The sequence below is a fragment of the Bradyrhizobium sp. Ce-3 genome, from assembly GCF_022835695.1.
Classification (GTDB): Bacteria; Pseudomonadota; Alphaproteobacteria; order Rhizobiales; family Xanthobacteraceae; genus Bradyrhizobium.
The window spans coordinates 432,316-451,862 of sequence record NZ_BQUV01000004.1 but is presented as its reverse complement, the minus strand read 5'-3'; the positions used below and the strand labels follow the sequence as shown (position 1 = coordinate 451,862).

The window sequence follows — 19,547 nt, the reverse complement described above, 5'->3', positions numbered from 1 at the left end:
TCATGGATTCACGGATCATGGACCTTCTCGCCGATCGCGTGCTCGAGCTCGGGCCGCAGCCTGCCGCCGACAGCCCGTACAGGAATTTCAAGCTGACCCGCGACGAGGACGGCATTGCCTGGCTGCTGTTCGACCGCGCCGGCGCCAGCGCCAACACGCTGTCCGCCGACCTGCTCGAAGAGCTCGATGCCGTCGTCACGGCGCTGGAGAACCAGCGGCCAGCCGGCCTCGTGGTGCGCTCGGCGAAAAAGAGCGGCTTCATCGCCGGCGCCGACGTCAATGAGTTTCGCGGCGCCAGCGATCCCGGCGCGGTCGAGACCCAGATCGGCCGCGCGCATGCGGTGATCGACCGGCTGGAGGCGTTGCGCGTGCCCTCGGTCGCCGTCATCCATGGCTTCTGCCTCGGCGGCGGCCTTGAGGTCGCGCTGGCCTGCCAGATGCGGATCGCGATCGACGACGCGCGGTTCGGCTTTCCCGAGGTGATGCTCGGCCTGCATCCGGGCCTCGGCGGCACGGTGCGCTTCACCGAGCTGGTCAACCCGATGCAGGCGATGACCTTGATGCTGACCGGCAGGACGATCGACGCACGCCGCGCCAAGGCGCTCGGCCTGGTCGATGCCGTCACCCAGGAGCGCCACGTCCGCAACGCCGTGAAGGATGCGGTGTTCGGCCGGCTGAAGCGCGCCAGGCCCGGCGTGCTCAACTCGATCCTCAATCTAGGCCCGGTGCGCGGCTTGCTCGCCTCGCGGATGCGCAGCGAGGCCGAGAAGGCGGCGCCGCACAAGCATTATCCGGCGCCTTACGCGCTGATCGATCTCTGGGAGAAGCACGCCGGCAACCGCGCGGCGATGCTGAATGCCGAGAAGGCCTCGTTCGCCAGTCTGATGGTGACGCCGACTGCGCAGAACCTGATCCGGGTGTTCTTCCTGCGCGAGCAGATGAAGAAGGTGGCGGGCAGCGGCAACAAGGTTGCGCATGTTCACGTCATCGGCGCCGGCGCGATGGGTGGCGATATCGCGGCCTGGTGCGCCAACCAGGACATGCGAGTGACGCTCGCCGACATGAAGGCCGAGCCGATCGCGGGCGCGATGAAGCGGGCTTCGGAGCTGTTCGGCAAGATCATGCGCAAGAAGATCGACCAGCGCGACGCGCTCGACCGGCTGATCCCCGACATGGACGGCGAAGGCGTCCGCAACGCCGATCTGATCATCGAGGCGGTGCCGGAAAAGCTCGAGCTCAAGCAGAAGGTCTATGCCTCGCTCGAGCCGAAGATGAAGCCGGGTGCGATCCTCGCCACCAATACGTCGAGCATCCCGTTGCAGGATCTGCGCACCACGCTGGCACGGCCGGAGCGGCTGCTCGGCCTGCATTTCTTCAACCCGGTGTCGCGCCTGCAACTCGTCGAGGTCGTCAACCATGACGGCACCGATGCCGGCATGCTGAAGGAGGCGCTCGCCTTTGTCGGCGCCATCGATCGCCTGCCGCTGCCGGTGAAGAGCTCGCCGGGCTTCCTCGTCAACCGCGCGCTGACGCCCTACATGCTGGAAGCGATGATGATGCTGGACGAGAAGACCGACCAGCGCCTGATCGACGCGGCCGCGATCGAGTTCGGCATGCCGATGGGCCCGATCGAGCTCGCCGATCAGGTCGGCCTCGATATCTGCCTCGATGTCGGCGACATGCTGCGCTCGAAGTTCGGCGATACGCTCCCGCCAACGCCCGCGTGGCTGCGTGAAAAGGTCGCCAAGGGCGAGCTCGGCCGCAAGACCGGCAAGGGCTTCTACACCTGGAAGGACGGCAAGGCCGAGAAGACGCCGCTGCCGGAGACCGGTCCGAAGGTGACCGACGAGATGATCGACCGCCTGGTGCTGCCGATCTCCAACGTCTGCGTCGCCGCGTTGCGCGAGGGCATCGTCGACAACGCCGACATGGTCGACGGCGCGATGATCTTCGGCACCGGCTATGCCCCATTCCGCGGCGGCCCGCTCAACTATGCGCGCAGCCGCGGCGTCGACAATGTGGTGTCGACCATGCAATCGCTGATGCGCAAGTTCGGCGGACGATTTGCGCCGGATCCCGGCTGGGAGGGCTTCAAGTGACCGACACCCAAACACCCGATACGCATGTTCACGCGCCGCCGATCAGCAGCAACGAGCCGCAAGGCGATCTCTGCATCCGCACGCTGGCGATGCCGGCCGACACCAACGCCAATGGCGACATCTTCGGCGGCTGGCTGCTCAGCCAGATGGATCTCGGCGGCGGCGTGTTCGCAGGCAAGGTGGCGAAGTCGCGCACCGTGACGGTTGCGATCGAGGCGATGAATTTCCGCAAGGCGGTCTATGTCGGCGATCTCGTCTCGGTGCACGCCAATCTCGTGCGGGTCGGTCGCACCTCGATCACGGTGCATCTCGAAGCCTGGGTGCTGCGCCGCCGCGAGCAGCAGTCGATCCTCGTCACCGACGGCAATTTCACTTACGTTTCGATCGACGAGCAGGGCCATCCGCAACCGATCCAGCGCGATGGTGCGACGATTTCGACCTGAGATCTTTCGCGGGACAATCGCTGTTGATTCGGCGTGAGAGGAACGCGTCGAAACTGAGACGGTCGTTCGATTTGGTTGCAAAAAGAGCCCGTCGGTTCGCAAATAAATCGAGGAACATTCGGACGGTGATGCCGTTGTCGGCTCGGAATCAAACCGAGGCCGACATGTCTGACTGCTGCGTGATCGAAGTGAGTTCACAGACCGCGGGTATCGTGGTGCGCGATACCAATGGTTACGAGTTTTTTGCCGCCTCGCACCGCTTCCAGGCCCTCGAAGGCCAGATCTTCCGCAACGCACGCGAGGCCGAGCGCGCCGCGCGACGGCTTGTCACTGGGCAAGATTTGCAGCTGGCCTCCTGACAGGGAGCTTGGCGGCGTGCCGTTTGCGCGCGCCGCCAGAGTCTGTATTGATGCATCCGAATTCACGGAAACGTTTTTTGGATGTCGCAGACACAAGGCCAGGCGTCGCAGACACGGCACAACGCGTCGCAGACACATCGCAACGCGTCGCAGACAAAAAGCAAAGCGCTGCTGTTCGATATCGACGGCACGCTGGCTGACACCGATCCGCTGCATCTGGCCGCGTTCAACCGGGTGCTCGGCCCGCACGGACACAGCTTCGATCACGCGCGCTTCGGCCGCGAGCTGCAGGGATTCTCCAACGCATCGATCGGCGAGCGTTTCCTCGCGCACGAGCCGCCCGAACGCCGCACGATCATCCTTGGCGAGAAGGAGCGGATCTTCCGCGAATTGGTCGCCGGCCAGATCGTGCCGGTGCCGGGATTGATGGCGCTGCTCGACCGGGCCGATCACGCCGGCGTGCCGATGGTGGCGGTGACCAACGCGCCGCGCGCGAACGCCGAATTGCTGCTCGCGGGACTTGGCATCGCGCACCGTTTCAAGGCGCTCGTGATCGGCGATGAACTGGCGCACGGCAAGCCGCACCCATTGCCCTATCTCGAGGGACTGCGCCTCGCGGGCGCGCAGGCACAGGCTTCGTTGGCGTTCGAGGATTCGCGCTCCGGCATCCAGTCCGCGACCGCGGCGGGCATCGCGACGGTCGGGATGCGAACCGGGCTCAGCCATGCCGATCTAATCGCGGCCGGCGCGGTTGCCAGCGCCCGGGCGTTCGATGATCCGGAATTGATTCGCCTTGTTGCATCGGCGATGGCGTGGTGAGGAATCGTGGCGGCACTCACCGGCGCGGCATTGCTGCAACGCAGTTCTTAACCTCGGCGCTGCTTGCTCGTTGACCTCGGTGCCGAACGGTCGCACCATGGGCTAGAAGCATGATCCGGAAAACTGGAAACCGGTTTTCCGAAATGGTCACGCTCCAACCGATTGCCGTTTCAAGGGGGCCGCCGTGGCCGGACTCTCCCATCGCCAGACCGAAATCCTCAACATCGCACGCGCGTTTGGCCGGGTCATGGTCGAAGACCTGGCCAAGCGATTCGAGGTGTCGGCGCAGACCATCCGCAAGGACCTCAACGATCTCTGCGACGAGCGGTCGCTGACCCGCATCCATGGCGGCGCGATCATCGCCTCGGGCGTCGAGAACCTCGCCTATGAGGCGCGCCGCTTCGTCGCCGCCGAGGAGAAGAAGGCGATCGGTGCCGCCGCGGCCGCGCGAATTCCGAACGGCTGCTCGCTGTTCATCAACATCGGCACCACGACGGAAGAGGTCGCGAGCGCGCTGACCTCGCACGAGGACCTGCTGGTCATCACCAACAACCTCAACGTCGCGATGCTGCTGTACCGCCATCCGCGCATCGAGGTGGTGGTGGCCGGCGGCACGGTGCGCCGCGCCGACGGCGCCGTGGTCGGCTCGACCGCGACGCAACTGATCGGCCAGTTCAAGGTCGACTACGCCATCATCGGCGCGTCCGCGATCGACGAGGAAGGCGCGCTGCTCGACTTCGACTATCGCGAGGTGCAGGTGGCGCAGGCGATCATCGCCAATGCGCGCAACGTCATGCTGGTGTCGGATGCGACCAAACTCCGCCGCAGCGCGCCGGTGCGCATTGCCCATATGAGCCAGATCCAGACCTTCGTCACCGACTCGCCGCTGCCCGCGGGCCTCGCCAACATCTGCCACAGCCGCGGCATCGAAGTGGTCGTCGCGATGGACAAGCCGGCCGTCGATATCGACGACAACGGCGCGGACGCGGCACCGGCGACGTTGCGCAGCGCGTAATTCCACATCCTCTCGCTGTCATCGCCCGGCGAAAGCGGGCGATCCAGTATTCCAGAGACATTCGCGCTTGAGCCGCGACGCCGCGGCGTACTGGATGCCCGCTTGAAGCGGGGCATGACAGCGGAATGCGGCGAAGCCGCACGCACACCTTTTTCACCGTCACCCCCGCGCAAGCGCTTCGCCCTTGTCGCTGGAGGAGCGCGCTACGCGCTCCTCAGGGTGACGGGTCTGGTAGCGGATGTGCCGGACAAACCTGCCTCCACCACGGTCATCCTGCCCAAAGAATCCCCAGCCAAAGTTCCCTATTTTCACTTTGCTTTCGTTTTCGGTTGTGATCTACTCCAATCCGAAAGTAAAACCGTCAAAGCGAAAACGGTTGCCGGGGGAAGCGTTCTTTGGACCGAATTTACGACCTCGCCATCATCGGAGGCGGCGTTAATGGCTGCGGCATCGCGCGCGATGCGGCGGGCCGGGGCAATTCTGTTTTCCTCTGTGAGATGAATGACTTGGCCAGCGGGACGTCGTCCTGGTCGACCAAGCTCGTGCATGGCGGTCTGCGCTATCTCGAATATTACGAGTTTCGCTTGGTGCGCGAGGCGCTGATCGAGCGCGAGATCCTTTGGCAGATCGCGCCCCACATCATTCGCCCGTTGCGTTTCGTTTTGCCGCACCACGCGGGCCTGCGTCCGGCCTGGCTGCTGCGTCTCGGCCTCTTCCTCTACGACCACATCGGCGGCCGGCATTTGCTGCCGGCGACGCGCTCGGTCGACCTGACCCGCGACGTGGTCGGCAAGCCGCTGATCCCGGGCCGCTATACCAAGGGCTTTGAATATTCCGACTGCTTCGTCGACGACGCTCGGCTGGTGGCGCTGACCGCGCGCGACGCTGCCGATCGCGGCGCCGAGATCCGTACCCGCACGAAGGCTGTCGAGATCAGGCAGGTCGACGGCGTCTGGCACGTCACGGTGGAGGACGCCGTCACCGGCGCCCGCAACACGATCCAGTCGCGCGTGCTGGTCAATGCCGGCGGTCCCTGGGTCGAGCAGGTGCTGGCGTCAGGCGCCGGCGTCAATGCGCGCGCCAAGGTGCGGCTGGTGCAGGGCTCGCACATCGTGGTGCCGAAACTCTACGACCACGACCGCGCCTACATCTTCCAGAACGCCGACGGCCGCATCATCTTCGTGATCCCCTATCAGGACGATTTCTCGCTGATCGGCACCACCGATCACGACTATGACGGCGACCCGGCCAAGGTGAAGGCGACGCCGGAGGAGATCGAGTATCTCTGCGCCTCCGCCAGCGCCTATCTCGCCAAGCCGGTGAAGCCCGAGGACGTGGTGTGGAATTACTCCGGTGTGCGACCGTTGTATGACGACGGCGCGAGCGAGGCCAAGGCCGCGACCCGCGACTATGTGTTCGAGCTCGATACGCCCGGCGGTGCGCCGCTGCTGTCGATCTATGGCGGCAAGATCACGACTTATCGCCGGCTCTCCGAAGAGGCGCTGGAGCGGCTGTCGCCCTACCTCCGCGGCGCAAAGGCGCAGGAAGGCTGGACCGGCAAGGCGCCGCTGCCCGGCGGCGACATGGATGTCTCCGCGGTCGCGGCGCTCGCCGCCGAACTGGTGCGCAACCATCCGTTCCTCGCGCAATCGCACGCCAACCGTCTCGCGCATGCCTACGGCACGCGCGCCAGCAAAGTCTTGGGCAATGCAGCATCGGCCGATGATCTCGGCCGCTCCTTCGGCGCCACCTTGACGGAGAGTGAAGTCCGGTACCTGATGGCGAACGAATGGGCTCGGACTGCGGAAGATGTCGTCTGGCGACGATCCAAGCTGGGCTTGCGGATGACGGCGGGTGAAATCGCCGCGCTCGACGAGTGGATGCTCGCCAACCGCGTGTCCGGTGAACGTCCCCTCCGCGAAGCGGGAGGACGGGCATGAGCGTTACACTGCAGAACGTCACGCGAACCGTGGATGGCATTGCGACCATCCGCGATGTCTCGCTGACGCTGGAGCGTGGCACGCTCAGCGTGCTGCTCGGGCCGACGCTGTCGGGCAAGACCTCGATCATGCGGCTGCTCGCGGGGCTCGACAAGCCGACCACCGGCCGCGTGCTGGTCGACGGCAAGGACGTCACCGGCGCCGACGTGCGGCAGCGCTCGGTGGCGATGGTGTATCAGCAGTTCATCAATTATCCCTCGCTGACGGTCTACGAGAACATCGCCTCGCCGCTGCGGGTGCAGGGCAAGCCGAAGGCCGAGATCGAGCAGCGGGTGGCGGAAGCGGCCAGCCTGTTGCGGCTCGAGCCGTTTCTGAAGCGCACGCCGCTGCAGCTCTCCGGCGGCCAGCAGCAGCGCACCGCGATCGCGCGCGCGCTGGTCAAGGGCGCCGACCTCGTGCTGCTCGACGAGCCGCTCGCCAATCTCGACTACAAGCTGCGCGAGGAGCTGCGCGCCGAGCTGCCGAGGATCTTCGAGGCCTCCGGCGCCATCTTCGTCTATGCCACCACCGAGCCGTCCGAAGCGCTGCTCCTCGGCGGCGATACCGTGTGCATGTGGGAGGGCCAGGCGCTGCAGACCGGCGCGACCCCGAAGGTCTACCGCCATCCCGACACGCTGCGCGTCGCGCAAGTGTTCTCCGATCCGCCGCTCAACATCATCGGCATCGAGAAGAAGGGCGACCGGGTGATCTATGCCGGCGGCGAGCAGGCGCCCGCGACCGGGCTCTATGCCAAACTGCCTGATGGCGCGTACCGGATCGGCTTCCGCGCCCACCAGCTCGAGGTCGGCAGCGCCACGGCCGGCCGCCACAAATTCTCCGCCACCGTGACGGTGACCGAGATCACCGGCTCGGAGAGCTTTGTGCACGTCCATGTCCACGGCTCGAACTGGGTCGCGGTGCTGCACGGCGTGCATGAATATGAACCCGGGCAGGTGCTCGACGCCGCGCTCGATCCCGAAAATATCTTCGTGTTTGACGCCGCCGACCGCCTGGTCGCATCGCCTGCGACCGGCTTTGCCAGCGAATTGCATGGCAGTTCGCGTCCGGCAAACGCGTCAGCCGGCAACAGCCAGTGAGGGAGATGCTCGATGGCCCGCATTGACCTCGTCGATCTCGCGCAATCCTACAGCGGCAATGACGCGCCGCTGGAGAGCTTTGCGCTCAAGCCCGTGACCATGACCTGGCGGCAGGGCGGCGCCTATGCGCTGCTCGGGCCCTCCGGCTGCGGCAAGACCACGCTGCTCAATTTGATTTCCGGCATCGTCACGCCGTCGCGCGGCAAGATCCTGTTCGACGGCCAGGACATCACGCCGCTGTCGACGCAGAAGCGCAACATCGCGCAGGTGTTCCAGTTCCCGGTGATCTACGACACCATGACGGTCGGCGAGAACCTGGCTTTCCCGCTGAAGAACCGTGGCGTCGCCAAGGCCGAGGTCAATGCGCGGGTCAGGCAGATCGCCGACCTGCTCGACCTGACGCCGTATCTGAATCGCAAGGCGACCCGGCTCACCGCCGACGCCAAGCAGAAGATCTCGCTCGGCCGCGGCCTGGTGCGTTCCGACGTCGCCGCCGTGCTGTTCGACGAGCCGCTGACGGTGATCGATCCCGAGCTGAAATGGCAGCTGCGCTCGAAATTGAAAGCGCTGCATCGCGAGCTCGACCTCACGATGATCTACGTCACCCACGACCAGACCGAGGCGCTGACCTTTGCCGATACCGTCGTCGTCATGCATGACGGCCGGGTGGTGCAGAGCGGCACGCCGGCCGAGCTGTTCGACAAGCCGGCGCACACCTTCGTCGGCTATTTCATCGGCTCGCCCGGCATGAACATCGTGCCCGCCGAGGTCAGTGGTCACGAGGCGCGGATCGACGGCCATGTCATCGGCCTGCGCCGCAACTACGGCGTCCTGCCGGCCGGCAAGAAGATCGACATCGGCGTGCGGCCGGAATTCGTCGACGTTGCGCCGCCGGCCTCGGGGCTGCTGTCGGCCAAGATCGAGCGGATCGACGATCTCGGCCGCATCCAGTTCGCCCGCGTCCGGGTCGGCAACACCAAGCTCGCGGCGCGCGTGCCGCCGGGCTTCGCGGTCTCCGGCGACACCGCCGGTCTCGTTTTCAATCCCGCCTATGTCCACGTCTATGCCGACAGCCATTTGGTGGAAGGGGTCGCCTGATGGACAAGACGATCAACCAGAAAGCATGGTTCCTGGTGCTGCCGGTGTTCCTGGTGGTGGCGTTCTCGGCGGTGCTGCCGCTGATGACCGTCGTGAACTATTCGATGCAGGACACGTTCGGCAACAACCAGTTCTTCTGGAACGGAGTCGGCTGGTTCAAGGAGCTGCTCGATCCCTCGACCGATCTCGGCGGCCGCTTCCTGGCCTCGCTCGGCCGCAACCTGTTGTTCTCGGCGATCATCCTCGCGATCGAGGTGCCGCTCGGCATCGTCGTCGCGTTGTCGATGCCGCGCGAGGGCTGGAGTGTCGCGGCCTGTCTCGTCATTCTCGCACTGCCGCTGCTGATTCCGTGGAACGTGGTCGGCACCATCTGGCAGATCTTCGGCCGGCCGGACATCGGCCTGCTCGGCTACACGCTGAATTACCTCGGCTTCAACTACAACTACGTCTCCAATGATCTCGACGCCTGGGCCACTGTCATCGTGATGGATGTCTGGCACTGGACCAGCCTCGTTGCGCTGCTCTGCTACGCCGGCCTGAAGTCGATCCCCGACGCCTATTACCAGGCGGCGCAGATCGACGGCGCCTCGCGCTGGGCGGTGTTCAAGGCGATCCAGCTGCCGAAGATGAACCGCGTGCTCTTGATCGCGGTGCTGCTGCGCTTCATGGACAGCTTCATGATCTATACCGAGCCGTTCGTGGTCACCGGCGGCGGTCCCGGCAACTCGACGACCTTCGTCTCGATCGAGCTCGTCAAGATCGCGCTCGGCCAGTTCGACCTCGGCAAGGCGGCGGCGCTGTCGCTGGTCTACAATCTGATCATCCTGATCGTGTGCTGGGTGTTCTACACCGTGATGACCAATGCCGGCACCGAGCGTCCGGCCAAGGAAGGAGCGGCGTGATGCACTCGATCCCCGGCCGCCGCCTGATCATGGCGCTGTTCCTGATCTTCCTGCTGTTGCCGATCTACTGGCTCGTCAACATGAGCTTCAAGACCAACGCCGAGATCGTCTCGACGATGACGCTGTGGCCGCATACGCCGACGCTGCAGCACTACCGGCGCATCTTCACCGACGAGAGCTGGTATTCGGGCTACATCAATTCGCTGGAATATGTCGTCATCAACACCGTGATCTCGATCGCGGTGGCGCTGCCGGCGGCCTATGCGTTCTCGCGCTACCGCTTCCTCGGCGACAAGCATCTGTTCTTCTGGCTGCTGTCCAACCGCATGGCGCCGGCGGCGGTCTATGCGCTGCCGTTCTTCAACCTGTACTCGGCGATCGGCCTGTTCGATACGCCGTGGGCGGTCGCGCTCGCGCACTGCATCTTCAACGTGCCGCTGGCGGTGTGGATCCTCGAAGGCTTCGTCTCCGGCGTGCCGCGCGAGATCGACGAGACCGCTTTCCTCGACGGCTATTCGTTCCCGCGCTTCTTCATCAAGATCCTGGTGCCGCTGATCGCGAGCGGGATCGGCGTCGCGGCGTTCTTCTGCTTCATGTTCTCCTGGGTCGAGCTGCTGCTGGCGCGCACGCTGACCTCGGTGCAGGCCAAGCCGATCGCGGCGATCATGACGCGCACGGTCTCGGCTGCCGGCATGGACTGGGGGCTGCTGGCCGCGGCCGGCGTGCTCACCATCATCCCCGGCGCGCTCGTGATCTGGTTCGTCCGCAATTACATCGCGCGCGGCTTCGCGCTCGGCCGGGTCTAGGAGGCACTTATGGAATCCATCGCATGGATGGCATGGACCTGGCCGACAGCGGTCTTCTTCGTGCTGCTTGCCTCTACGCTTGGGATGATGACCTGGCTCGCGATCGCCTATCCAGAGGCGGAGCGGGTCGGCGTGCTGCGCATTCCGACCACGCGCGGCGATCGTCTGTTCGTTTCGCTGGTGCTGGCGGCGGTGATCCATTTGCTGTGGATCGGCCTCGTCGGCACCGATCCGATCTTCACCCTGCCGATCGGGGAGGGCGTCGAGATTTCGAGCCTGTGGCTCGGAACGGTAATTTCGCTTCTTTCAGCCGTGGTGATCTTTCGCACCGTCTGAAGAACGCGAAAAAGAGCAGATCCGGGGTCTACCCGGGCCTGATTTAGTCGCTGCAACCGGAGGAATCTAATGCGACATTTACCAATGACTAGAGATAAGCTTTTGACGATGACCAGCGCGGTCGCGCTCGTCGCAGCATCGGTCACTCTTGTCGCGCCGGCACGCGCCGACGAGGCTGCCGCGAAGAAATGGATCGACAGCGAATTCCAGCCGTCGACCCTTTCCAAGGACGACCAGATGAAGGAGATGCAGTGGTTCATCAAGGCCGCTGCCCCCTTCAAGGGCATGGAGATCAACGTCGTCTCCGAGACCCTGACCACCCACGAATATGAATCCCGCACGCTCGCCAAGGCGTTCGAGGAGATCACCGGCATCAAGGTCAAGCACGACATCATCCAGGAAGGTGACGTCGTCGAGAAGATCCAGACCCAGATGCAGTCCGGCAAGAACGTCTATGACGGCTGGATCAACGACTCCGACTTCATCGGCACCCACTTCCGTTACGGCCAGGCCGTCGACCTGACCGAGTGGATGAAGGGCGAAGCCAAGGACGTCACCGATCCGATGCTCGACATCGACGACTTCATCGGCAAGTCGTTCACGACCGCACCGAACGGCCATCTCTACCAGCTGCCCGACCAGCAGTTCGCGAACCTCTACTGGTTCCGCTACGACTGGTTCACCAACCCGGAATACAAGGCCAAGTTCAAGGCCAAGTACGGCTACGATCTCGGCGTGCCCGTGAACTGGTCGGCCTATGAAGATATCGCCGAGTTCTTCACCAACGACGTCAAGGAGATCAACGGCGTCAAGGTCTACGGCCATATGGACTATGGCAAGAAGGACCCCTCGCTCGGCTGGCGTTTCACCGACGCCTGGCTGTCGATGGCCGGCAACGGCGACAAGGGCCTCCCGAACGGCCTGCCGGTCGACGAATGGGGCATCCGCATGGAAGGCTGCCGTCCGGTCGGCTCGTCGGTCGAACGTGGCGGCGACGTCAACGGCCCGGCGTCGGTCTACTCGATCGTCAAGTATCTCGACTGGATGAAGAAGTATGCTCCGCCGCAGGCGCAGGGCATGACCTTCTCCGAGTCGGGCCCGGTGCCTTCGCAGGGCAATATCGCCCAGCAGATCTTCTGGTACACCGCCTTCACCGCCGACATGGTGAAGCCGGGCATTGCCGTGATGAACGCGGACGGTACGCCGAAGTGGCGTATGGCCCCGTCGCCGCACGGCTCGTACTGGAAGGACGGCATGAAGCTCGGCTACCAGGACGTGGGTTCGGCCACGCTGCTGAAGTCGACCCCGGTCGACCGCCGCAAGGCGGCCTGGCTCTATCTGCAGTTCATCGTCTCCAAGACGACGAGCCTGAAGAAGAGCCAAGTCGGTCTCACCTTCATCCGTGAATCCGACATCTGGGACAAGTCGTTCACCGAGCGCGCGCCGAAGCTCGGCGGCCTGATCGAGTTCTACCGCTCGCCCGCGCGCGTGCAGTGGACCCCGACCGGCAACAACGTGCCTGACTATCCGAAGCTCGCTCAGCTGTGGTGGCAGAACATCGGCGATGCGTCGTCCGGTGCGAAGACGCCGCAGGCTGCGATGGACGCGCTCGCCGCGGCCCAGGATTCGGTGATGGAACGTCTTGAGAAGTCCGGTGTGCAGGGTGCCTGCGGACCGAAGCTGAACAAGAAGGAAACCGCCGAGTACTGGTACAAGAAGGCCGAGAAGGACGGCACCATCGCTCCGCAGCGCAAGCTCGCGAACGAGAAGCCGAAGGGCGAAACGATCGACTACGACACGCTGATCAAGTCGTGGCCGGCCTCGCCGCCCAAGCGCGCCGAAGCGAAGTAAGTCGACAAGGCGTACCAGCCCACGCCATCCGAAGACTGCAAAAGGCCGGGAGCAATCCCGGCCTTTTTTGCCGTCCGGCATTTAAGGCAGGGAGAGTGGAGGCCGGCTGCCGATTGTGCTCAAATGCGGGATGAGGTCATCATGCGTCTCCTTGTCATCGCATCATGATCCCGGAGTTTCGCCATGCGCATGACTTTTCGCTGCGATCCGCAGCTCGCCGATCATCTGCCGCGGCCACGTCCGGCCCGCACTGCGTTGCCCGATTGGCTGCGCGCGATGCCGGCGAAGGCGCATTCCGATATCCACGACCGCGAGATCCGTACGGTCAAGCAATGCCCGCCCTTCGTCGATGCGATGGCCTATGGGGTCATGATCCCGCTGCCTTGCGATATCAGGGTCGAGCGCGGCGCCTTCGCATGGGACTGGGACATTCCGGAGCCCGCAACGCAGGGCCATCCGCGCGCGCCGCTCAGCTTCCATCCCGTCGCGCAGTTCGCCGGCGCGCCGTTCGCCAACGGGCAGGCAGCGCTGAAATTCAACAGCTTCTGGACCATCGAGCTCGAACCGGGCTGGTCGCTGTTCGCGACCCATCCGGTCAATCGCGACGACCTGCCGTTCCGCGTGATCTCGGGGCTGGTCGACGCCGACCGGTTTCACGACGGCGGAATCAATTTCCCGGCGATCTGGACCCAGCCGGAATTTGCCGGTGTGCTGCCGAAGGGGATGCCGGTCGTGCAATGCTTCGCGGTGCCGCGCGAGGCCCCCGAACTGGCGTTCGAGGCCTTCGACGACGCGCACCGCGAAGCCTATTCGAAAGTCGTCGGCGAGGTGTTGGCCGCGCCCAACGTCTACCGCAAGCATTTCCGCGCCAAGCGCGGCCGGCTAGTGACCTAAAGCGCGATGAGATTGGATTGAATCGTCATCGTGCTTTAGCTCCTTGTTTGATCATGATCTTTCGGATCATGCTCTAGCGCTGCACGCAGCGCGCGCTCATCGAGCCACAGCCGGCCGTGCCGGGCCGAGGTCAGCGCCATTGCGATCGATCCGAACAGTTGGGGACGCAGGCCGTAGGCGCGTGCGAAGGCCTGCATCGCGGCGTCGGGCTCGCCGCTCTCCTGCAATGCGATCCCCAGATTGAGTGCGGCTTCGGCGTAATCCGGCTTGATCTCGAGTGTCTTGCGATAGGCGCGTGCGGCACCGTCGTGATCGCGCAAATCCTGCTTGACGACGCCAAGATCGAACCACACCGAGGCCGGCGCCGCGCTCGCAGTGGCGCGCGCGAGCAGGCTCAGCGCACCGGCGAGGTCGCCAGCCTCCCAGGCGTGCCGGCCGAGCCGCGCATTGGCTTCCTGGTGTTCCGGAATGGCCTTGAGGATCGCCTCCCAGGCCTCGCGGGCCTGCGCCTTGCGGCCGGCCAATTCCAGCGTGCGCGCCTTCTCGACGAAGGCCTCGCGTTGCGGATTGAGCGCGATGGCGCGGTCCAGATGCGTCAGCGCCGCATCGAGTTCGCCGCCGGCACGGGCGATGCGCGCCGCGAGCAGCCGCGCCGCCGCATTGTCCGGGCGCCGCGCCAGGCTGGCCTCGACATGGCGGCGGGCCGGCGCGATCTCGCCCTTGGCGAACAGCACGGCGGCCAGCAGATGGCTCAGCATCGGCTCACCGGGCCGCTGCGCAAGGCCGCGCTCGCAGAGCTCGATCGCCTCGCCATGCCGGCCGCCATTGAAGGCGGCGGTTGCGCGTCGAACGATATCCTCGGCGTTGTCCCTGCTCATTCCCGCATGCGACCGTGTTCAGGCTCGATACAGTCCATGCTATGCGGCGCCGGAGATCATGACCAGCACCTACCGCGCCCCGGTGTGCCCGGACGCCGCGCGCATCTGCATGCGCGCGTGGTGGTGCGCCAGTGTCAGTTCCTGGCTGATATGCAACAGCTCGGTCGCGGCGGCTTCCGCCGCCTCGCCCGCGGGCCGGGCGACGCGCACGAACATCTCCGCCTCGTAGACGCGAACGGCCTCGCGCCAGTCCGGCATTTCCACCAGACGCTGCGCCAGCTCCGCCGCATCCAGCATCGCGGCGTTGACGCCTTCACCGCCGAACGGCGACATCAAATGCGCGGCGTCGCCGAGCAGGGTGATGCCGGCGCGGTTGGTCCAATGATGCCCGACGGGCAGCGCGTGGATCGGCCGGAGCGCGAAGTGATCGTTGCTGGCGCGGATCAGGTCGAGCAGGGCATCGGCCCAGCCTGCGAACTCGCCGAGCAGCGCGTGACGCATCGCGGATGGCGAGGTGACGTCGAAGCGCCGCTCGGCCCATTCGACGGGTACGCGGAAGATCGCATAACCGCGCAGATGGGCGTTGCCGTTGCGCAGCACCATCAGGCTGCGGCCGGCGCTCTCCGCGCCTATCTTGCCGCGGCCGACCAGCTGCGACAGTGCAGCGTGCCTGGCGTCGACCTCGTCGATGCCGAACTCGACGAAGGTCAACCCGCTGTATTGCGGCTGATAGCGCGACACCAGCGGCCGCACCCGCGACCAGGCGCCGTCGGCCCCGATCACGAGATCGAACGGTCCTTCGCGTGCGCCGTCGAAGACGAGATCGTAGCGGCCGTCGTCGCGCGGCGCGACCTCGCGCAGGCCGCGCGCCCAACTGACGGCATCCGGCGGCAGGGATTGCAGCAGCAGATCGCGCAGCGCGGTGCGGTCGACCTCCGGACGATCGCCGGTCATGTCGTCATCAGCGAGCAGCAGCCGGCCGTCGCCGGTGTAGAGCCGGCTGCCCTGGTCCTCGTAGCGCGCGATGCGCAGGAAGCCGTCGGTCAGCCCGGCGCGCGCCAGCGCCAGCTGGCCGCTGTCGGCGTGCAGGTCGAGCGTGCCGCCCTGCGGCCGCTCGGTCGGGCCCGTCTCCCGCTCGAACACCGTGGTGGGGACGCCGGCAACATGCAGCAACCGGGCGAGCGTCAACCCACCGGGGCCGGCGCCGACGATCGCAATGCGAATTGGATTCGAACTCATGGACACCACGCTCACAACAGGATACATAGGGGCCTATCTAATATAAATAGGGACCTATGTAAATGGTGGGATCGTGACCGATTGGGACCTGTTCGATCGTCCGGCGCCGCTGGTCAACATGGCCTCACGCAGCTTCCTGCGGCTCGGCGAGCGGCGGGTAAGGCCGCACGGCTTCAGCATCGGGCAGTTGCCGGTGATCTATCTGTTGCGTGACGGCAAGGCGATGTCACAGCGCGATCTCGCCCGCGCCGCGAAGGTCGAGCAGCCGTCGATGGCGCAGATCCTGGCGCGGATGGAGCGCGATGGCCTGATCGAGCGCAGGCCGATGCCGGGCGACGGCCGCAGCCAGCAGGTCACGCTGACCAAGGCGGCGAGGGCGAAACTGCCCGCCGCGCGCAAGGCGCTGCATCGCAACCAGGATCAGGCGCTGGCCGGCTTCAGCGCGGCCGAAGCCGCCACGCTGCTCGATCTGCTGCGGCGGCTCAATCGCAACCTCGACCGCATGGTCGCGGAGGAGGTGGAAAGCGGCGAGGCTGTCGAGGCGTAGAAATGCCCGAGCGCGCAAATGCATAACGAAAAAGGCCGGGAGCGATCCCGGCCTTCTCTTTCGTCATTCTGGGGCGCGAAGCGCGAGCCCGGACTCCATCCTGAGGCGCGTGATGCGGGTCAATGGATTCCGGGTCTGCGCCTGGCGGCGCATCCCGGAATGACGATACGGAGAGTTCGAGCCGACCTCACTCCGCCGCCTCGGTCGCCTTCAACGTCGGATAGTCGGTGTAGCCCTTGGCGCCGCCGCCGTAGAACGTCGCCTTGTCCCACTCGTTGAGCGGGGCGCCGGCCTTCAGCCGCTCGACCAGATCGGGGTTGGAGATGAACGGCTTGCCGAATGCGATCAGGTCGGCCGCACCGGCTTCCAGCACCTTCTCCGCCAGCGCGAAGTCGTAGCCGTTGTTGGCGATGTAGGCCTGCTTGAAGCGCTTGCGCAGCGAGGCGTAGTCGAACGGCGCGATGTCGCGCGGGCCGCCGGTCGCGCCCTCGATGACGTGGATGTAGGTCAGCTTCAGCGCGTTGAGCTGGTCGACGATGTGGTCGAACAGCGGTTGCGGATTGGAGTCGGAGACGTCGTTGGCCGGCGTCACCGGCGAGATGCGAATGCCGGTGCGGTCGGCGCCGGCCTCCTTGGCGACCACCTTGGAAACCTCCAGCATCAGCTGGGCGCGCCTTTCGATCGAGCCGCCATAGGCGTCGGTGCGCTTGTTGGTGCTGTCCCTCGCGAATTGATCGAGCAGATAGCCATTGGCACCGTGGATCTCGACACCGTCGAAGCCGGCGGCCAGCGCATTCGCCGTGGCGCGTTTGAAATCTTCGATGATCCCTGGAATCTCCGACAATTCGAGCGCGCGTGGCTCGGAGACATCGGCGAACGTGCCGTTGACGAAGGTCTTGGTCTTGGCCTTGATCGCGCTCGGCGCCACCGGTGCGCCGCCGTTCGGCTGCAGCGCGACATGCGAGATGCGGCCGACATGCCAGAGCTGGATGAAGATGCGGCCGCCGCGCTCATGCACGCGATCGGTGACCTTGCGCCAGCCTTCGACCTGCTCCTTCGAATAGATGCCGGGCGTGTCCTGATAGCCCTGGCCCTGCTGCGAGACCTGGCTCGCTTCGGTGATCAGGAGGCCGGCGGAAGCGCGCTGGCCGTAATAGTCCACCGCGAGCGGGCTTGGCACGAAGCTTCCGGGCACCGCGCGGTTGCGCGTCAGCGGCGCCATCACGAAGCGGTTCGGCAGCGTCAGCGGGCCAAGCTTGTAGGGCTCGAGAAGTTTGGTCGGTTGGCTCATGTGAGAATGTTCCAGAAATGACGGATAATGGAGAGTTGTGCATTGCGGCGACGAGCGCAATGCCCCCGGCTATTCGCAGTTTGCAGACTAGCCGCGCACGATCCCGCCCATGTGGCCGGCATCGAGGAACAAGGTATGCGCGTTGACGTAGGAGGATTCGTTCGAAATCAGGAACAGCGCAGTATAGGCGACCTCCCAGCCGGTACCCTGGCGGCCGAAAGGCACTGTCAGGGCGCGGTCCGACCGCCTGCGGCTGGCATCGCGGCCCATCGGCGTATCCATGAAGCCCGGTGCGATCACGTTGCAGCGAATGCCCTTGTCCTCGCCGGCGCGGGCGATCGCCCGGCCCAGCGCGATCTGCGCCGCCTTGGAGGATTCATAGGCCGGGTTGCGGCCGCCGGCGCGCTGGCTCGCCATCGATGAGATCAGGATGATCGCGCCGCCCGGCGCCATCAGCTCCAGCGCCTTCTGCGCGAACAGCATGTGGCTGCGGACGTTGACGGCATAATCACGGTCCCAGGCTTCTGCCGTCATCCTGGGCAGCGACAGGCCCGAGGAGATGCCGACGTTGAGCGCCAGCCCGTCGAGCCCGCCGAGCTGTTGCGCACAGCGTTCGACCGCGGGAGCGATCGCCGCCACGTCGGAGACATCGACCACGTCGGTGAAGGCCTTGCCGCCTTCCTTCGCGATCTGCGCGACGGTGTCGTCGGCGGCTTCCTTGTTGACGTCGAGGCAGGCAACCGAAGCGCCCTCGCGCGCAAACAGCACGCTCATGGCGCGGCCGTTGCCGATCGGCGGCGCTTCATCCACGGTCGTGCGTTGTCCCGCGCCGACCACGATGATGCGACGGCCGGCGAGGCGGCCGTGGTTCTTCGCCAGTCCCAGCGCTTCGGCATGCAGCGAGGCGGACGGATCGACGGCTTTCGGTGCGTGGGTTGTGGTCGACATGGCGTGCTCCCTGACGTCTTGTTGTTGTCAGGGAGCAGTAGCACGGCTGCCCGCGCGAGGCGACGTGCCGCGCCGAAGCAGAAAATCCCGCTGCGGGGAATATCGCGTCAGCTCACGCCGAGGAAATCGCGCTTGCCGACCTCGACGCCGTTGTGGCGCAGGATGCCGTGCGCGGTGACGGCATGGAAATAGAAATTCGGGAACGAGAACGCGCTGACGAATTGCTGACCCTTCAGGGTCATGGTGCGCTCGGCGCCGATCGGGAAGGTGACGTCCTTGGCGTCGGCGCCGTCGAACTGCGCCGGCTTGAACGACTTCACATAGTCGATCGTCTTGGCCAGACGCTGCTTCAGTTCACCGATGCTCTTCTCGGTGTCGGGCGTCGAGGGCACCTCGCTATGGGTCAGCCGCGCGCAGCCGCGTGCGGCGTGATCGCAGACCAGCTGCACCTGTTTGCTCAGTGGCAGCATGTCGGGATAGAGCCGCGACCCCAGCAGTACCTCGGGCGCGATATTCTTCGCCTCGCAATGCGCCTCGGCCTTGGTCAGCTCGCCGGTCAGGCTGTTGAGGATCTGCAAATAGGCGGGGACGACGGCGTCATAAAAGGACATGTGATGCTCCCTGTTCTGATGAAGTCCGGATGTTACCGAACGGCGATGCTGCAAGTGGGGCCCCCAAGGGAAGAATACAACTGCGGGGAGCTGTAACAGTTGGTCAAATATTTCACGCGGCCGCGCGCCCTCTCAGTCCCGTCATCCCTGAGGTGCGAGCCTCTTTGGCGAGCCTCGAAGGATGAATCGGCCACCGGCCGGGCCGTGCATCCTACGAGGCTCGCTCCGCTCGCACCTCTGGATGACGGGCAGAGCCTGCGTAGCCCGGATGGAGCGCAGCGCAATCCGGGGCCTGCATCCGCGGAGGGATCATCCCGGATTTCGCTGCGCTCCAT

At 65.3% G+C, this 19,547-nt stretch carries 20 protein-coding genes; 15 read left to right on the top strand and 5 right to left on the bottom strand.

Annotation, left to right across the window (positions count from 1 at the left end; genetic code table 11):
- Window positions 1-2 precede the first annotated feature (2 nt).
- The 14 genes from BRSPCE3_RS16770 to BRSPCE3_RS16705 all read left to right on the top strand — a co-directional run bounded on the left by BRSPCE3_RS16770 (window position 3) and on the right by BRSPCE3_RS16705 (window position 13,698).
- Entirely contained in the window at window positions 3-2,099 is a 2,097-nt protein-coding gene (locus BRSPCE3_RS16770) for a 3-hydroxyacyl-CoA dehydrogenase NAD-binding domain-containing protein (protein WP_244067053.1), read from the top strand.
- 89 nt (window positions 2,100-2,188) lie between these two features.
- Window positions 2,189-2,542, top strand: coding sequence for an acyl-CoA thioesterase (locus BRSPCE3_RS16765; RefSeq protein ID WP_375709922.1), 354 nt, complete (start codon window positions 2,189-2,191; stop codon window positions 2,540-2,542).
- A gap of 164 nt (window positions 2,543-2,706) precedes the next feature.
- The gene (locus BRSPCE3_RS16760; RefSeq protein ID WP_244067262.1) at window positions 2,707-2,901 is read left to right on the top strand and encodes a hypothetical protein; all 195 of its coding nucleotides are present in this window, start codon (window positions 2,707-2,709) and stop codon (window positions 2,899-2,901) included.
- Between the two features lie 81 nt (window positions 2,902-2,982).
- A complete protein-coding gene (locus BRSPCE3_RS16755; RefSeq protein WP_244067050.1) occupies window positions 2,983-3,720 on the top strand; it encodes an HAD family phosphatase in 738 nt (245 codons plus the stop codon).
- Window positions 3,721-3,904: 184 nt separating this feature from the next.
- A complete protein-coding gene (locus tag BRSPCE3_RS16750; RefSeq protein ID WP_163161530.1) occupies window positions 3,905-4,735 on the top strand; it encodes a DeoR/GlpR family DNA-binding transcription regulator in 831 nt (276 codons plus the stop codon).
- 102 nt (window positions 4,736-4,837) lie between these two features.
- Window positions 4,838-5,236: a hypothetical protein gene (locus BRSPCE3_RS16745; protein WP_244067273.1), complete on the top strand. Its 399-nt coding sequence runs from the start codon at window positions 4,838-4,840 to the stop codon at window positions 5,234-5,236.
- Window positions 5,131-6,675 (top strand): glycerol-3-phosphate dehydrogenase, encoded by a 1,545-nt coding sequence (glpD, locus tag BRSPCE3_RS16740; protein ID WP_244067044.1) that lies wholly within the window; start codon window positions 5,131-5,133, stop codon window positions 6,673-6,675. The genes BRSPCE3_RS16745 and glpD overlap by 106 nt, the downstream gene beginning before the upstream one ends.
- Window positions 6,672-7,811: an ABC transporter ATP-binding protein gene (locus BRSPCE3_RS16735; protein ID WP_244067042.1), complete on the top strand. Its 1,140-nt coding sequence runs from the start codon at window positions 6,672-6,674 to the stop codon at window positions 7,809-7,811. Before glpD ends, BRSPCE3_RS16735 begins: the two co-directional genes overlap by 4 nt.
- Before the next feature lie 12 nt (window positions 7,812-7,823).
- Complete coding sequence (locus BRSPCE3_RS16730; RefSeq protein ID WP_244067040.1) at window positions 7,824-8,909, top strand: ABC transporter ATP-binding protein; 1,086 nt, start codon at window positions 7,824-7,826, stop codon at window positions 8,907-8,909.
- The gene (locus BRSPCE3_RS16725; RefSeq protein WP_244067038.1) at window positions 8,909-9,811 is read left to right on the top strand and encodes a carbohydrate ABC transporter permease; all 903 of its coding nucleotides are present in this window, start codon (window positions 8,909-8,911) and stop codon (window positions 9,809-9,811) included. Before BRSPCE3_RS16730 ends, BRSPCE3_RS16725 begins: the two co-directional genes overlap by 1 nt.
- Window positions 9,811-10,617, top strand: a complete 807-nt coding sequence (locus tag BRSPCE3_RS16720; protein WP_021075985.1) for a carbohydrate ABC transporter permease — start codon at window positions 9,811-9,813, stop codon at window positions 10,615-10,617. The genes BRSPCE3_RS16725 and BRSPCE3_RS16720 overlap by 1 nt, the downstream gene beginning before the upstream one ends.
- A 9-nt stretch (window positions 10,618-10,626) precedes the next feature.
- Complete coding sequence (locus tag BRSPCE3_RS16715; protein WP_244067037.1) at window positions 10,627-10,953, top strand: DUF2160 domain-containing protein; 327 nt, start codon at window positions 10,627-10,629, stop codon at window positions 10,951-10,953.
- Window positions 10,954-11,061: 108 nt separating this feature from the next.
- The gene (locus tag BRSPCE3_RS16710; RefSeq protein ID WP_194461197.1) at window positions 11,062-12,804 is read left to right on the top strand and encodes an ABC transporter substrate-binding protein; all 1,743 of its coding nucleotides are present in this window, start codon (window positions 11,062-11,064) and stop codon (window positions 12,802-12,804) included.
- Window positions 12,805-12,987: 183 nt separating this feature from the next.
- Window positions 12,988-13,698, top strand: coding sequence for a hypothetical protein (locus BRSPCE3_RS16705; RefSeq protein ID WP_244067035.1), 711 nt, complete (start codon window positions 12,988-12,990; stop codon window positions 13,696-13,698).
- Between the two features lie 35 nt (window positions 13,699-13,733).
- Here BRSPCE3_RS16705 and BRSPCE3_RS16700 read toward each other — a convergent pair whose 3' ends face one another.
- Window positions 13,734-14,576, bottom strand: coding sequence for a tetratricopeptide repeat protein (locus BRSPCE3_RS16700; RefSeq protein ID WP_244067033.1), 843 nt, complete (start codon window positions 14,574-14,576; stop codon window positions 13,734-13,736).
- A 69-nt stretch (window positions 14,577-14,645) separates the two neighbouring features.
- Window positions 14,646-15,815, bottom strand: a complete 1,170-nt coding sequence (locus BRSPCE3_RS16695) for an NAD(P)/FAD-dependent oxidoreductase (protein ID WP_244067031.1) — start codon at window positions 15,813-15,815, stop codon at window positions 14,646-14,648.
- Window positions 15,816-15,888: 73 nt separating this feature from the next.
- Between BRSPCE3_RS16695 and BRSPCE3_RS16690 the strand changes: the two genes are divergently transcribed.
- Complete coding sequence (locus tag BRSPCE3_RS16690; protein ID WP_244067030.1) at window positions 15,889-16,362, top strand: MarR family winged helix-turn-helix transcriptional regulator; 474 nt, start codon at window positions 15,889-15,891, stop codon at window positions 16,360-16,362.
- A 187-nt stretch (window positions 16,363-16,549) separates the two neighbouring features.
- Here BRSPCE3_RS16690 and BRSPCE3_RS16685 read toward each other — a convergent pair whose 3' ends face one another.
- The 3 genes from BRSPCE3_RS16685 to BRSPCE3_RS16675 all read right to left on the bottom strand — a co-directional run bounded on the left by BRSPCE3_RS16685 (window position 16,550) and on the right by BRSPCE3_RS16675 (window position 19,212).
- The gene (locus BRSPCE3_RS16685) at window positions 16,550-17,653 is read right to left on the bottom strand and encodes an alkene reductase (protein WP_244067028.1); all 1,104 of its coding nucleotides are present in this window, start codon (window positions 17,651-17,653) and stop codon (window positions 16,550-16,552) included.
- Window positions 17,654-17,740: 87 nt separating this feature from the next.
- A complete protein-coding gene (locus BRSPCE3_RS16680) occupies window positions 17,741-18,601 on the bottom strand; it encodes an SDR family NAD(P)-dependent oxidoreductase (protein WP_244067026.1) in 861 nt (286 codons plus the stop codon).
- A gap of 107 nt (window positions 18,602-18,708) precedes the next feature.
- A complete protein-coding gene (locus tag BRSPCE3_RS16675) occupies window positions 18,709-19,212 on the bottom strand; it encodes a DUF1993 family protein (protein ID WP_244067025.1) in 504 nt (167 codons plus the stop codon).
- Window positions 19,213-19,547: the final 335 nt, after the last annotated feature.

Excerpts from the sequence above, each read along its gene's own strand:
- BRSPCE3_RS16770 (WP_244067053.1), top strand. The coding sequence starts at position 3 with ATGGATTCACGGATCATGGACCTTCTCGCCGATCGCGTGCTCGAGCTC.
- BRSPCE3_RS16765 (WP_375709922.1), top strand. The coding sequence starts at position 2,189 with ATGCCGGCCGACACCAACGCCAATGGCGACATCTTCGGCGGCTGGCTG.
- BRSPCE3_RS16760 (WP_244067262.1), top strand. The coding sequence starts at position 2,707 with ATGTCTGACTGCTGCGTGATCGAAGTGAGTTCACAGACCGCGGGTATC.
- BRSPCE3_RS16755 (WP_244067050.1), top strand. The coding sequence starts at position 2,983 with ATGTCGCAGACACAAGGCCAGGCGTCGCAGACACGGCACAACGCGTCG.
- BRSPCE3_RS16735 (WP_244067042.1), top strand. The coding sequence starts at position 6,672 with ATGAGCGTTACACTGCAGAACGTCACGCGAACCGTGGATGGCATTGCG.
- BRSPCE3_RS16730 (WP_244067040.1), top strand. The coding sequence starts at position 7,824 with ATGGCCCGCATTGACCTCGTCGATCTCGCGCAATCCTACAGCGGCAAT.
- BRSPCE3_RS16725 (WP_244067038.1), top strand. The coding sequence starts at position 8,909 with ATGGACAAGACGATCAACCAGAAAGCATGGTTCCTGGTGCTGCCGGTG.
- BRSPCE3_RS16720 (WP_021075985.1), top strand. The coding sequence starts at position 9,811 with ATGCACTCGATCCCCGGCCGCCGCCTGATCATGGCGCTGTTCCTGATC.
- BRSPCE3_RS16715 (WP_244067037.1), top strand. The coding sequence starts at position 10,627 with ATGGAATCCATCGCATGGATGGCATGGACCTGGCCGACAGCGGTCTTC.
- BRSPCE3_RS16710 (WP_194461197.1), top strand. The coding sequence starts at position 11,062 with ATGACCAGCGCGGTCGCGCTCGTCGCAGCATCGGTCACTCTTGTCGCG.
- BRSPCE3_RS16705 (WP_244067035.1), top strand. The coding sequence starts at position 12,988 with ATGCGCATGACTTTTCGCTGCGATCCGCAGCTCGCCGATCATCTGCCG.
- BRSPCE3_RS16700 (WP_244067033.1), bottom strand. The coding sequence starts at position 14,576 with ATGAGCAGGGACAACGCCGAGGATATCGTTCGACGCGCAACCGCCGCC.
- BRSPCE3_RS16695 (WP_244067031.1), bottom strand. The coding sequence starts at position 15,815 with ATGAGTTCGAATCCAATTCGCATTGCGATCGTCGGCGCCGGCCCCGGT.
- BRSPCE3_RS16685 (WP_244067028.1), bottom strand. The coding sequence starts at position 17,653 with ATGAGCCAACCGACCAAACTTCTCGAGCCCTACAAGCTTGGCCCGCTG.
- BRSPCE3_RS16680 (WP_244067026.1), bottom strand. The coding sequence starts at position 18,601 with ATGTCGACCACAACCCACGCACCGAAAGCCGTCGATCCGTCCGCCTCG.
- BRSPCE3_RS16675 (WP_244067025.1), bottom strand. The coding sequence starts at position 19,212 with ATGTCCTTTTATGACGCCGTCGTCCCCGCCTATTTGCAGATCCTCAAC.